We start from the raw sequence: 12,969 nt of genomic DNA, 5'->3' as shown, positions 1-12,969 counted from the left end.
CGCCTTACCTTGAAATGCGCGTGCGCATTTCGCAGGATGACTCGCCATTGAGAAGCGCGAGTGCGCCCTCCCCCCGGGGAGTGGTATGGTCCCGAAGATCGACCCACCCTCTTCCGTCGCGCTTCACCCGAACGACAGTAAAGCTCCCTCTTCCCCGATGTAACTTATGCCCATGCGCACCCCTGCTCTCTCATTCTTCTCCGCTGCGGCGATTGCCTTACTCGCGACGCTGATGTTCGTGTCCGGCGTGGGCTGCGGCGATGACCCCGACAGCAGCGGCGCCGGGGAGGTGACGATCGATGAGCTTCGCCCGGCGGCAGGCTATCCCGATGTGGAGGTTCGGCTGGCGTTTTCCATCGCACCGGCGGAGGGCCGCAGCGACGACGGGTTTAGCTGGCGGGTCAACTTCGGTGACGGAGCCACGCTCAGCGGGGTCGGTGTCGAGGGCTCGGCAAGCCACCGCTATACCTCGGTTGGCGAGTATACCATTGAGGTGGAAGCGCTCTTTGAAGGCAGCCGTGCCGATCGCGAGACGGTCATCTATCGGGTCTACGACCCGATCAATGTGGGTGTAGAGGCCGTGAGCGCGCGCCCGACCAACGTGCGGACGGGCGAAGTTGCCACCATTTCATTTGACGTAATTAACCGCACCGCGTCCCCGGTGCTTACGGATGTGCCGGTCCGTGCGTACCTCTCGACCACCGCGCAGATCTCACGCGCAGAGCTCGCCAGCCTCACCGTGCTTGGCGAGACGCTCGTCGAGGCCACCACCGACGATGGCGAGGTGCTCGGGGGCGGCGCTACCCGCAATGTGGGCTTCTCTGCGACCGTGCCGGACGTGGCTTCCGGCTCCTACTTTGTCGCGGTGGTCCTGGCTCCAGACGGGGAACTTGCTGATACCGACCTCGACGACAACATCGCCGTGAGCCTGACCCCGCTGCGTGTAGAGAACTTCGACGCTGGCCTGGCCGACATCAGCCTCTCGGATCTCGTGGTCAGCCCGGACCGCGCCTTTCCCACACTGAACCGCCTGACCCGCGGCTTTGTACTGGAGAATCGCGGCGGCGAAGACGTCTTTAACGTCGTGCATCGAACCTACCTGCAGGTGGGAAGCCCTGTGCGCGATGCTTCGGCCATTCTCCTTCATGAGAGCGCTCCGATAGGGATTCCCGCGCAGGCGTCCCGCGTCATCGGCCCCGAGGCCTTTGTTCTGGCCGAGGAGATTATCCCTGAACCGGAGAGCGAGCTGGAGGTCTACCTTTTCGTTGAGGCCTTCTCCGAGGACGGCGACGTGCAGGAAAGCACGCTCGACAACAACGAGCTGGCTCTGGAGACGCCCATCATCGTCTCCGACCAGCTCGTCGACGGCCCGGACATCGCGGTGCGCAACTTCGCGGTCACCCCGGCGAGCACCTACCTCGGTGGCAACCTGGAGGTCAGCGCGACCATTGCCAACGAGGGCACCCTGGATGTGGGAAGTTTCTTCTGCGGCGTGTACCTGGGACTTGAGGCCAGACCAAACGTCGACAACGACTCGCGCATCACCAACATCAATGTCGCGGCGCTGGCCAGCGGCGCTACCCGCGAGGTCGAGCGTACCGTCAACGTGCCGATGCTCGTGCGCCCCGGGGTCTACTTCCCCTATGTGGTTTGTGACCCGCTGGGTGCCATTGAGGAACCCTTCCGCTCCAACAACACAGCACTTCAACTCGACGCGGTAAATATCACTGATGAGGCCGACATCGATCTCTTCGTCGCCTCACTCACCGTCCCCTCCTCCGCCACGCAGGGCGACCTTATCACCGTGCGCGCCGAAATCTGTGTCGACGGCTCCAACGCCTCCGGCGCGACCGCCGGCGCGCTCTTTCGCTCGGCGGGAACGTCGGTGAACTTCGGTGCCGATCCTGTTGAGACCTTTGAAATTCCCAACATCAACCCCGGCGAATGCGAGGAGCTTACGTTTGAAGTCGAAGCCCAATGCGCAGACTTCATCGCGCAGCAGAGCTTTGGCCTTGCCGTCGATACCGGCGGGCTCCTGCCCGAGGCGAACGTCACCAACAACCGCCGCACCGGCACCAACCCACTTGCCGTCGAAGGCCCCTTCTGCACGTGCACCGAAGACGCCAACAGCCCCAACCATCAGGTCTTTGATGCCGTGAACACCTCGGCAGGTACGCTGGATGCGGCGGTCTGCGTGCCCAACACCTGCGACTTCTATGAGACTCAGGTGAGTGCCGGGCAGACGTTGATCGTCACGACCCGTTTTGACAGTGACCGCGGCGCGCTTCAGACCACCCTCTTTGCCCCCAACCGCTCGGAACAGCTCGCCCGCACAGCAACCGCGGATGAACAGCAGGTTGCGGTCTTTCTGGCGCCGGCGAGCCGGGTGTATCCCTACTCGGTCTGCGGGCGGAGCGCCGGGGATCAAAACTACTACGAGCTCGATGTCCAGGTGCTGGACCTGGCTTCCGATGTCGATGTGCTGCCGCGTGCGCTGGAGTTGCCCCCACAGACCACCTGGTCGGCAGGCGCGACCATCGACCTGAGCGCCGAGATTGTGAACATCGGTGCGGTGGCCACCGGCGGCTTTGAGGCGCGCGTCGTTCTGACATCCTCCCGTGAGCTCGGTGGCGAAGGCGACATCACTCTGGGTAACTTCCCCATCGCGTCGATCGAGTCCGGCTCCAGCCGGCAACTAACCCTCCCGGTGGAGCTAAGTGCAGGCCTCGCCGATGGCACCTATCACCTGGCACTGACGCTCGACCCGGCGGGCTCGCTCAATGAATCCCGCGTCGGCAACAATACTGCGTTCAGCACCTCCTTTGAGGTCTTCACGCGATGCTTCGATCCCTTCTCACCAAACACCTCCTTTGACGAAGCAGCCTCCCTGACCGAGGGCAGCTTCAGCAACCTTCTGGCCTGCGCCGGGCAGAGCGACTACTACGAGATCTGTGTGGCGGACGGGCAGCAATTCGACGCGACCATCAACTTCCTCAACAGCCAGGGAGATCTGGATCTACGCCTCTTCGCCGCGGATCGCAGCGTCATCGACACGTCCGCGCGAAGCGGCGTGGACGAGGAGCAGGTCGGCGTTGACTACGTTAACGGGGCACAATGCTACTACCTGCGCGTCTCCCTTGTTCCCATCGATCCTGACGCGTCTACGACCTACACGCTCGATCTGGATGTGCGCGAAGTTGATCCGGCGCTACGCTGCGACGGGGACTTTGAACCCAATAACGACCTCGACAACGCCACAAGCCTGCGCGCAGCGCTGGACGCTCCGGCCGCCCTTGATCGCTGTCCGGTCGGTGATGTCGACGTCTACCACGTCGAACTCGCCGCCGGGCAACCGGTGACGTTGCGGGCCAATCTGGAACCGGCGGCACAGCCGGGAATCCTGCGCATGCAGATCTACCGCCCCAACCGCACCCCCGACGATCTGGATGAGAGCGCACCGGGATTGCCGCGCGCCGAGCTTATCAACTACGTGCCACCGGTTTCCGGACGCTACTTTGTTGAGATTTCTGTGGGCGGAAGCGAGCGACGCGTCACTTACACCCTGGAGGCCGAAGACCTTCCGGGCATCGATCTCAGCGCCACCAACCTCACGATAGGTCCGGGCTCCTACCAGGAGGGGGACGTGGTGCGCTACGGCTTCGATCTTACCAACGCCGGCGGCGACACCGCGGCGGCGCCCACCTACGAAGTCTTTCTGGGCACCTCGGCGATTCGGGACCAGGGGCAAGACATCTTCCTCGGCGAGTTCGCTCTCAGCGATGTCGCCCCCGGACAGACGTTGGATGTCACCGGCCAGGTGGCATTGCCCGCAGGCTACACCCCTGGCACCGGCTACCTGCACGTGGTCGTTGACCCTCTGGATGAGTTCGGGGATGTTAACCGCGCCAACAACGTCGCCAGCCGCACCATCGAGCTCGTTGAAGCTCAGGGCGGCACCCCTTGACGCGCTCCGGCTTCGGTCGTTGAGCGCCCAACCGCTCAACGCCAGGAGCCGCGCCATGCGCATTGGCCACATCTCCGATCTTCATATTCTCGCAATCTCCGACGTCCGCCCCTGGGAGTACCTCAACAAGCGGATGATTGGCGGCCTGAACCTGCTGCTCAATCGCTCCAAAGCCCACTCCTCGGTCGTCGTGGAGCGGGCGCTTGAGGCGCTGGACTCTCTGGATGTGGATCACATCGTCATCAGCGGCGATCTGACCAACCTGGCTCTGGATTCGGAGTTCGCGGCTGCGGCCGAGATCATCCGCAGCATCGAGTCGGCCTCCACCCGCGTGAGCGTCGTGCCCGGAAACCACGACTACTACACGCCGGGCGCGGCCCGCGAAGGAAGGTTCGAGCGTCACTTTAAGGATTTCCTGAAGAGCGACCTTCCCGAATATCAGCTCAAGCGAGGTTACCCCTTCTGCCATATCCGTCAGGATGTGGCCTTCGTGGGCCTGAACAGCGGCCTGGCCACCCCCTGGCTCTTCGCCACCGGCAAGGTCGCTGAAGATGAGCTGGAACAGGCCGCCCGCATGCTCGACGACGAAAGGCTCAAGTCCCGCTTTAAGGTTGTGGTGGTCCATCATCCGCTGATGGCCGACGAGCACCACCGCTTTAGCTTCAACCGCCGTCTGCTCAACGCCGACGAGGTGCTTACGACGCTGCGCCAGAAGAACGTCGACCTGGTCCTCCACGGCCATAACCACTACCTCTCCGTGCTTCAGGTGCCCAAGCTGGGTGAGCCTGGCACGACCTTCGTCTGCGAAGCGGGCAGCACCTCGATGGAGGGCGGCGACCCGGTGATGGCCGGGAAGTTCAACATCTATACCATCGAAGACGGCGCGCTGGCCGAGATCGAAACACACCTCTTTGAGAGCCACGAGTCGGGCTTTCGCCCCTTCCGCTCTGAAGTCTTTCGTCAGCAGGTTGAGGAGCAGGCCGGGTGACGCAATCCGAGTTTTCCAATGAAGCGCTCGCCCACGCACTGGGGCTCGGCCTGCGACACGAAGGTGATACCCGGGTGGTAGAGCGCCGAGGCCTCAGCGTGCGTGTGGACGCGGCTGCCCTGCCCGCACCGGAATCCGCCCCTGAGCGCGCTACGGCAGCCTGGGCCCTTTATGGCATTCGACTGGGGCTGGACGTGGAGCATGCTCGACGCGATGCGCCCAAAAAAGAGCCTCGATTTCGCCGCACTTCGGTTCAGCGCTACCATGAGGCACCGACCTTCTACGGCGAACACCTGCTGCACCTGGTCCCCCGGTGGACGCGCCGCTGGTTCGAGAGCGTCGGCCAGGAAGTGGCGCTCTGGCGCCCAACCCTGGACTCCGGTGGCCACCTGGAAGAGGTGATCGTCCATGAGACCGGTCTGCGTATCGACGTGATGACACGTGCCCGTCTGGACGAGAGCGACACCGACGAGGCGACACGGTGGGAGAACGCCCGCACCGCGCTCTTCTACAACTCCTATAAGGTTCGCGGAACCACATCGAAAGATGTCGAAGGCGTACGCCTACGCACCCTCTCTACGACGGAAGGTTTCGGAGCGTCTCGTGCGCTGGTCATGCCGGAACTGGACTTTGACAGCGCCCAGGACCGGGGCTTTATCGCCACGCCCACCCGCGACCATGTGCTGATCGTTCGCCCCGACCCTCCAGGGGAGGATGAACGGCAAAAAGCAAAAGCACTACTTTCAAAAAACCTAAACGAACACTTTAACAGCCACCCCTTTCCCCTGACGGATGCGCGCTGGCAGCTGGAGCGCGACACGGTCCTGTTGGATCCCGGGGACTGGTCCTGGCCGGGCCAGCACCTGGCAGATCCCGCGGAGTTACTGCTTGAGCGCTGACGCACGCCGGATCTCCGAGGAGCGTTGACCCGCTGTACAGGTGTTTATCGTTTCGCCCGACCGTCCGTTTCCCTACTCGCTCGCTTCCCTTTCCCTCAACGCTGACCTTCTATGAACGACCATCTGGCCTACATCGCCGAAAGCCTGCGCCTCGCCAACCTGCACCCCTCCGAGGTCGCAGGCACCTTTAACGTCGCGATGGGCCGCGGCCCCTCCGCACGTAAAGCGAACGTCGACCCGGGGGCACTCCTTGAGCAGATCGCGGAGAGCCACGAGGACCGCATCAAACCGCTCATCAGCGGCTTTGTCAGCGGCGTGGAACACGCTCTTCTTGAGCCCCGCCACTCGAAGGCCTCCGAGTGGAGTTTTGTGGAGAGCGCCGGCGCGTTGATGCCCATCTATCAGCCGCCCACGTTCGCGATGGGGGTTGAGGCCGTCCATGGCCACCCTGCCTGGGTTCAGCCTGTGAGCGACGAGGTGGTCTGCGCCTACGTCATCCGCATCAGTCCGGGACTGCGGGTGCTCACCACGGATCAATTCGAGCGCTGGGGCGCGACCGCCGACCGGGTCTTCGCCGGAGCACGCAGCATGCTCTTTCATCGCACCCGCGAGCTGCAATCGCGCCAGTTCGAAGACTACCTGCACGTGCGACGCCTGCACGCCGGCGACGGTCACGACGCAGCGAGAGCAATGGTCTACGCCGATGCCTTCTACGCGCAGGTCGGCTCCGGACTGCGATTTTCGCTTCCCACTCCCGACCACCTTCTGGTGATTCACGAGTCCGGTGAAGGAAATCTGGATCAGCTACGCGCTGCTACCGATGACGTGTTTGAAACCAGCGACGCACCCATGACGCGATCGATCTTTGCATTCGAACGCAGCCGTCCGGTTGTCGTGGAGGAACGCCATGGCTGAGCACAACGACGACGCCTCGGCGTCGATTCACGATATCGATCCCACGCTCCCTGCGGTGGTCCAGGACTTCCTGCGTCAGGGCGGTACACTTCAGGAGATTCGACTCGACGCCAACGGCACCTGGCTGCACGAAGGCCTTCGTTTTGAAAATCAGCGCGTCGTCGATCTCTTTAGCCGAAGTGTCAACCGCACCCAGGGCGGGACCTGGGTGCTCGAAATCGGACGTTTCACCTACCCGATCGTCGTCGAGGATACGGGCTTTTTCGTGGAGCGCGCCGACTGGAAGGCCATCCCCCCTTGTATCCGGCTGAGCGATGGTACCGAGGAGGAACTTTCGGCCGATACGCTGCGCTATGCCGAAGGAGGACGGCTCTACGCATCTATCAAAGAGGGGCTTTTCGAGGCACGTTTTAAGCGCTCAGTGTACCACGGCATCGCCGACTACCTGGATGAAGATCCGAAGGGCTATGTGCTGCGATTGCCCGCCGGCGACCTTCGCCTGCAGGCTGATGAAAGCACGTCAGAAAAATAGTTGCGCCCCCGATCTCCCGGGTTAACCTGCGCCCGTCGCATCGGCACAGGGTTGTGCCCCCCAGCGCGACGACGACCACGGATCGGTCGACCCACGCTTTTCAGACACGGAGGTCATTATGAGCGCATCCCCCCTGAACATCGACGCCCCTGCCACGACTGAGCTTCGCTCCGGCCCCGGCGCACCGATCTTTGAACCCGGCCCGAACACCCGCATCCGCCGCCACGCCACCCGCGCCATCGCCACGATGACCTGGAGCGGTGGCCCCCGCGAGATCTTCGGTCAGGTTGTCAACGTCAGCCTCAACGGATGCCTGGTCAAAACCGAATCGACCATCGCCGACGGCACCGAAGTCGATCTGACGGTGACCGTCATCGGCGGCCCGGAGGTTGAGAAGTTCGCGCTGCGCGCCCTTATCCGCCGCCGCACAGAGGTCGCTGGACGTCGCGCCTACGGGCTGGAGTTCGTCTGTGAGAGCTCCGAGGAGCGTGAGCTCACCCAGCGACTTTATGCCGAGACGGCGCGCTGAGCTGCCTGTTATGACCACCATTGCTATTACCGACCCGGGAATCCTGCCCGACGACCTCCCCCCTGACCTGGAGATTGCCGGGCTTTCCCTGATCGACCGCATCGCCCGAATGTGCCTGGTCAGCGGCGTCTCTACGGTCGTCATCGTAAGCGACGCCCGCTGGTCGGCTTCCTTTCTGAGCGACGCCCTGTCCTCTGCCACCCGGCGGCGCGGAGAAGTCCACATCGTCGACTCCGAGCAGGTTTCGGAACTGCTCCGCGATCTCAAGCCAGGCTGCGTTTTAGCCCTGCCAGCTGACCGCGTCTTTCAACGCGCCGTGGTGCAGCGCGCGGTCGAGCGTTGTAAGGCTGGCCGAAGCGGCGAGCAACTCGGCCTTGCAGAACACCAGCTCTACGGCATCGCATCGTCATCGGTTCGAGACTGGAAGAGTGACTGGTCAGCGCTCCGCGGAGCGACGCCCTCGTCTTCCGACGCTCGAACCACCGAGGGCTGGTCGCTTCGCCTGAGCAGCCCCGCGGATATCGCGCGCGCTGAAGACGCCCTCTTCAACGATTGCCGCAAACCTCAAGACGGCGTCGTCTCGCGCTACCTCAACCGCCATCTCAGCCTGAGCATGAGCCGCGCGCTCGTCGCCACACCGATCGGCCCCAACCACATCTCGGTGGTGACCTTTTCACTGGGGATCGCCGCTGCGCTGGCCGCCGGTGTCGGAGGTTATGCCGCGTTTCTCGTTGCTGGCATCCTCTACCAGCTCAATTCGGTCATCGACGGAGTCGACGGCGAGCTCGCCAGGGTCCGATACGAATTCAGCGTATTGGGCGAATGGCTCGACACGGTCAGCGATGACCTCTCCGACCTGCTGCTTTATATCGGCCTGGGAGTGGGGGCCTGGCGTACGCTCGACTTCGGACTGGCCACACCTGGCCCCGACATCTGGCTTTATCTAGGCCTGGCCGCCGGCGCGGGCAAACTCGCCAGTATGATCGTGTATTACCGCTGGCTCATCGCTCGTGGCCGCGGCGATCTTCTGGCCTTCGAGTGGAGCTTTAAGGCCGAAGAAGCCTCACCGTCCCCCCTGAAGCGTGCGCTCGCGCTTCTGCATTACGCGTTTCGCAAAGACTTTATCGTCTTCGTCGCAATGCTCATGGCCATCGGCGGGGTCCTGCCTTACCTTCTTGTCGTACTGGCACCAGGGAACGTCATTGTGGCTATCAGTGTGGTCTTGCAACAGCTGCGCGGGCAACGCTGAGCGCTCGAGGCCCATCGCCACTGGTATCGCCAGATCACAGCGGTTAAGCTGATTGCCCTCAGTGTTTCAGGGCTGTCTTTGATGACCCACTTCCGAGTATGCGCATGCGCAACATCCACCCTCGGCTCGTGATCCCCTCGATCGCAATGACCCTGGCGTTCACGCTGCTCATGCCAGCTACCACGGCATTCGCCGGGGCCTGGACCCAACCCGACCGCGGCTTCTACGCCAAACTGAGCCTGGGCCACGCCCGCGCCGATCAACAGTACAAAGAAACCGGCGAGACCTTCCAACTTCTCAGCGACGACGTCGCCGGCACCTTCGCCTCCACGGCTGTCTTCGGCTACGCCGAATACGGCCTCTTGCCGCGCGTGACCCTCTATGGCAGTGCCGCGTTTCAATCACTGACGCTGGAGAGTGACCTCCAACGCGCTCGCGTCAGTGGCCTGGGGGATGTCTGGCTGGGCGCGCGAGCAAGTATCATCGAGGCGCCGGTGGTCCTCTCCGCTTACGGGGCGACGAAGTCCCCAACCGGCTACACCGCCGATCCCGACCCGATGGTTCCCACCCTGGGAAACGGCGTCCGCGAACACGAGTTCGGACTCTCGCTCGGTGCCAGCCTCTGGCCTCGCCCCTTCTATGCCTCGATGAGCGTGGGTTACCGCCTGCGCGGCGATCGCCAGGCTGCAGGCGGCGACCGCGTGAACATGTACGACGAGATCCCGATCATGGCCGAAGTTGGCTGGGCCCCGCATGATGCGGTCTGGGTTCGTGGTGTGGCGCAATCGGTGATTGGCCTGGGGCCTCCGGAAGCGCTCGACATCTTCAACCTCACCCCCCTTACCCAGAGCTATCTGAAGGTCGGCCCCAGCGTGATTGCAAGCATCCCCGGCGGAGTACAGCTCAGCCTCGACCTGATGCTCACCCCCTGGGGGGTCAACACCGTCCAGAGCACCGACCTTATTCTCGGCGTTGCCTACGAATTCGCCCCCTGATGGAGCCCCTATGACGCGTTTCAACCGCCGTGAGTTCCTGAAAACGCTCGCCACAGGCTCTGCTGCGCTGCTTGCGTTGCGCTTTACGAGCGGCTGTGAGTTCGTCGATGTGGAGACCTTTGGCACAGGTGGCGACACCTCATTTCTCACGCCCCAAGACGACGGGGTCTGGTTCTGGCAAAGCGGCAACTCCATCGCCAAAGAAGACGCCCCGAACATCGCTGCCGACGATTGGCGGCTGGCGATCACCGCCGGAGATCAGCGCCTCGGCGAACTCAACTACCAGCAACTTCGTGAGTTAGGCGCACAAGGTCAGGAACTCACCTACTGGAAGACCCTGCGCTGCGTTTTCAGCCTTAATCTCGGCCCTTTGCTCACCAGCCTGATCGCCAATGGTCTTTTTACAGGGGTACCGCTGACTGCGGCGCTCGAGGCGATCGACATCCCGGCGGAGGCCGTAAAGATTCGCACCTTCGGCGCAGATGGTTTCACCAGCAACATTCCCCTGAGTCGCCTCAATGCCGAAGGCCAACTTCCTGTCATGCTCGCCTATGAACTCAATGGCGAGCCGCTGAGCCGACTTCGAGGCGGACCGGTGCGCCTGATCATCCCGGAGATGTGGGGCTACAAAAACATGAAGTGGCTGGATCGACTGGACTTCACCGCCAGCGACGAGGCCTTTGGCGTCTACGAGACCGTCCGTTTCAGAGGCGTGGCGAGCATCGACGCTCCGGGCAAAATGGCCCTGGCCAACCACACCATCACCCTGGCCGGGCGCAACGCCACGCTTGATGGTCCCGACATTACGATTGAAGGTGTGGCCGTCAGCGGAGACGCGGCGATCACTGAGGTTCGATTCAGCGTCGACGATGGCCCCGAACGCCAGGCCGATCTTCTCGGCGATGATGCCGGGGAAGTGCGTCAGAGCCTTCCACCGGCGCTCCAGGCCTTAATGGCCGACGCTGCGCAGGACGATGAAAGCTGGCCGCTCCCCAACGTCTGGGTCCGCTGGAGCGCCAACATCGAAGGCCTGAGCCCGGGCTCACACACGCTTACCGTACGCGCATTTGACTCCGAGGGCCGCGCTCAACAACTCGATACCGGCGACCCGCTCGCGGTGGCCCAGGCGGTCCGGGTGCCCTTCGAAATCTCCGACTAAGCGAGGGTGGGAGCTTGACTTCGCGGCCGACATCGCAAGATTTGGCGCCCATCATGCCCCCCTTGCTTAGCACTCGATTGAGGATGACATGCCCAATTTTCAAGGCCCACTGCAACAACTGGAATCCGAACTCGGCGGCCTTTCCCGCGAGCTGATCCGAGTCGAAGCGCATATGCGACGCGGCGAGCTTCGCGCGGCACGTGCGCGCCTGGGAGGGCTGCGGGCCCAGCTGGAGTTGAGTAGCTCCAACGCCAGCACCGCCAATCAGCTCGCCGTCATCGGCGCCCAGGTTGGACTGATGTCCGGCGGCTCCGACTGGCTGCGCGGGCGACTGCCCGCCGCCCTGATCTGCGCAGCAGGAGGCTGGCTCTACGGACAGTCGGTGCTGGAGTCTCGTCGAAGGGAACTTCGTGAGCTCCGCGCCCACACCGAAGCCCTGGCAACCGAACTTGAGAACGCGCTCTCGTCCACAGGCGACTCGCCCTCCAACTCCGCACAGGGCTGAGGACTCGCGCGGGTCGCCCGGCCCCGAACCCGGTTGCATTCAACGCGGCAAGAACCTAGTCTGAGCGCGGTTTCTCATGCTGACTTTTGCCCCGTGCCCGGTGGTGGCCGGCCCAACCTGTGGAGTCTCGATGCATCTCGATCGCGCGCGCAACCGACCTGCCTGTGGCGCTGCGCGCCGGGCACTTCTGACGCTGCTCTACCTGATTGTGGTCTCTTTGCTTGCCGCATGCTCCAACGTCGACGCTCCGATCGTTGAGGCGGACACCGGAGCAGACGTCTCAGAGAGTGATGCTGCCGACGACACCTCTCCAGACGCGAGCAACGACACTGATGATGTCGACACCGCGCCCGACCCCTGCCCTGTTTGTTGTGCTGGCACCGCGCGATGTGGCGTCGGTGGCGAGCGCGAGGTATGCAACGAATCGGGTACCGCCTACGACCCCGCACCATGTGAGGAAGGCTCCTCCTGCAGCGCGGGTGTCTGTGAACCTGACCCGATCTGCACCCCGGGCGAATCGCGCTGCGTCGACGCTCAAACCCAACTCACCTGTCGCGCCACCGGCCTGGCCTACCGCACCGACACGTGCACCGGAGGCCAGGTCTGCGCCGGCGGCGAATGTCGCAGTGGTCTGGCCAACGGCGCGGCGTGCTCCGCCGATTCAGAATGCGCCGGCGGGAGCTGTCTCACCGTAGGCGGCACCTCCTACTGCACCAGCACCTGCCAGAGCGATACCTGTGGTGATAACGAGACCTGCTGGAACGTCGACGGTATCGACCATCAACAAAACCCCCATTGCCTGGAGCGCTGTCAGGTCAGCTGCGCTCGCGCAGATATGCGCTGCGTGTCGGTGCGCACCGAGGTCGATGGCGCAATCGCCTGGGCCAGCGCCTGCGTCCCCGACTCCCTGAAGTCCATCGGCGCGCGCTGCGCCTCGGATAGCGAATGCGCCTCGGAGACCTGTCGACTGGACTACTTCTCCGACTCCAGCGATAACTTCATCGGCTACTGCACGCGCAGCTGCGAGGCTGGCGGCTGCCCCGAAGGCAGCGAGTGCATCGGCATTGGCGGTGAGCAGTGGTGTCAGCCCCGCTGCTCCGAGGGCGTTTGCCCCCTCGACCCCACCGGCAACAACCTTCGTATCATCTGTGCAACGCGTCAGATCGTGGGCACCATCGAGAACGCCTCGGTGTGCCTGGACTCCTGAACGCGTCGTCTTCCATGCTCTTTGAAC

At 63.4% G+C, this 12,969-nt stretch carries 11 protein-coding genes; all 11 read left to right on the top strand.

Annotated features, from left to right (window positions below; genetic code table 11):
• Nucleotides 1-166: 166 nt before the first annotated feature.
• The 11 genes from EA187_RS04660 (at nt 167) to EA187_RS04610 (ending at nt 12,942) form a co-directional block, all read left to right on the top strand.
• A complete protein-coding gene (locus EA187_RS04660) occupies nt 167-3,964 on the top strand; it encodes a CARDB domain-containing protein (protein ID WP_127779327.1) in 3,798 nt (1,265 codons plus the stop codon).
• Nucleotides 3,965-4,019: 55 nt separating this feature from the next.
• On the top strand, nt 4,020-4,952 hold the full coding sequence (locus tag EA187_RS04655) for a metallophosphoesterase family protein (protein ID WP_164855988.1): 933 nt from the start codon (nt 4,020-4,022) through the stop codon (nt 4,950-4,952).
• A complete protein-coding gene (locus EA187_RS04650) occupies nt 4,949-5,851 on the top strand; it encodes a hypothetical protein (protein ID WP_127779325.1) in 903 nt (300 codons plus the stop codon). Before EA187_RS04655 ends, EA187_RS04650 begins: the two co-directional genes overlap by 4 nt.
• Before the next feature lie 111 nt (nt 5,852-5,962).
• Complete coding sequence (locus EA187_RS04645; RefSeq protein WP_127779324.1) at nt 5,963-6,766, top strand: hypothetical protein; 804 nt, start codon at nt 5,963-5,965, stop codon at nt 6,764-6,766.
• Nucleotides 6,759-7,298 carry a DUF1285 domain-containing protein gene (locus tag EA187_RS04640; RefSeq protein WP_127779323.1) on the top strand — a complete coding sequence of 180 codons (540 nt, stop codon included), beginning with the start codon at nt 6,759-6,761 and terminating at the stop codon, nt 7,296-7,298. Before EA187_RS04645 ends, EA187_RS04640 begins: the two co-directional genes overlap by 8 nt.
• A gap of 118 nt (nt 7,299-7,416) precedes the next feature.
• The gene (locus tag EA187_RS04635) at nt 7,417-7,827 is read left to right on the top strand and encodes a PilZ domain-containing protein (protein WP_115602686.1); all 411 of its coding nucleotides are present in this window, start codon (nt 7,417-7,419) and stop codon (nt 7,825-7,827) included.
• A 10-nt stretch (nt 7,828-7,837) separates the two neighbouring features.
• On the top strand, nt 7,838-9,076 hold the full coding sequence (locus tag EA187_RS04630) for a CDP-alcohol phosphatidyltransferase family protein (protein ID WP_164855986.1): 1,239 nt from the start codon (nt 7,838-7,840) through the stop codon (nt 9,074-9,076).
• A gap of 104 nt (nt 9,077-9,180) precedes the next feature.
• Nucleotides 9,181-10,071 carry a hypothetical protein gene (locus tag EA187_RS04625; protein WP_127779321.1) on the top strand — a complete coding sequence of 297 codons (891 nt, stop codon included), beginning with the start codon at nt 9,181-9,183 and terminating at the stop codon, nt 10,069-10,071.
• Between the two features lie 10 nt (nt 10,072-10,081).
• The gene (locus tag EA187_RS04620; protein WP_127779320.1) at nt 10,082-11,230 is read left to right on the top strand and encodes a molybdopterin-dependent oxidoreductase; all 1,149 of its coding nucleotides are present in this window, start codon (nt 10,082-10,084) and stop codon (nt 11,228-11,230) included.
• Between the two features lie 88 nt (nt 11,231-11,318).
• A complete protein-coding gene (locus EA187_RS04615) occupies nt 11,319-11,735 on the top strand; it encodes a hypothetical protein (protein ID WP_127779319.1) in 417 nt (138 codons plus the stop codon).
• 130 nt (nt 11,736-11,865) lie between these two features.
• Nucleotides 11,866-12,942: a hypothetical protein gene (locus tag EA187_RS04610; RefSeq protein WP_127779318.1), complete on the top strand. Its 1,077-nt coding sequence runs from the start codon at nt 11,866-11,868 to the stop codon at nt 12,940-12,942.
• Nucleotides 12,943-12,969 lie beyond the last annotated feature (27 nt).

The sequence above is a fragment of the Lujinxingia sediminis genome, assembly GCF_004005565.1.
In the GTDB taxonomy this organism is placed as follows: domain Bacteria; phylum Myxococcota_A; class Bradymonadia; order Bradymonadales; family Bradymonadaceae; genus Lujinxingia; species Lujinxingia sediminis.
Note: the sequence above shows the minus strand (reverse complement) of the source record. Positions and strands in the feature narration are given on the sequence as shown.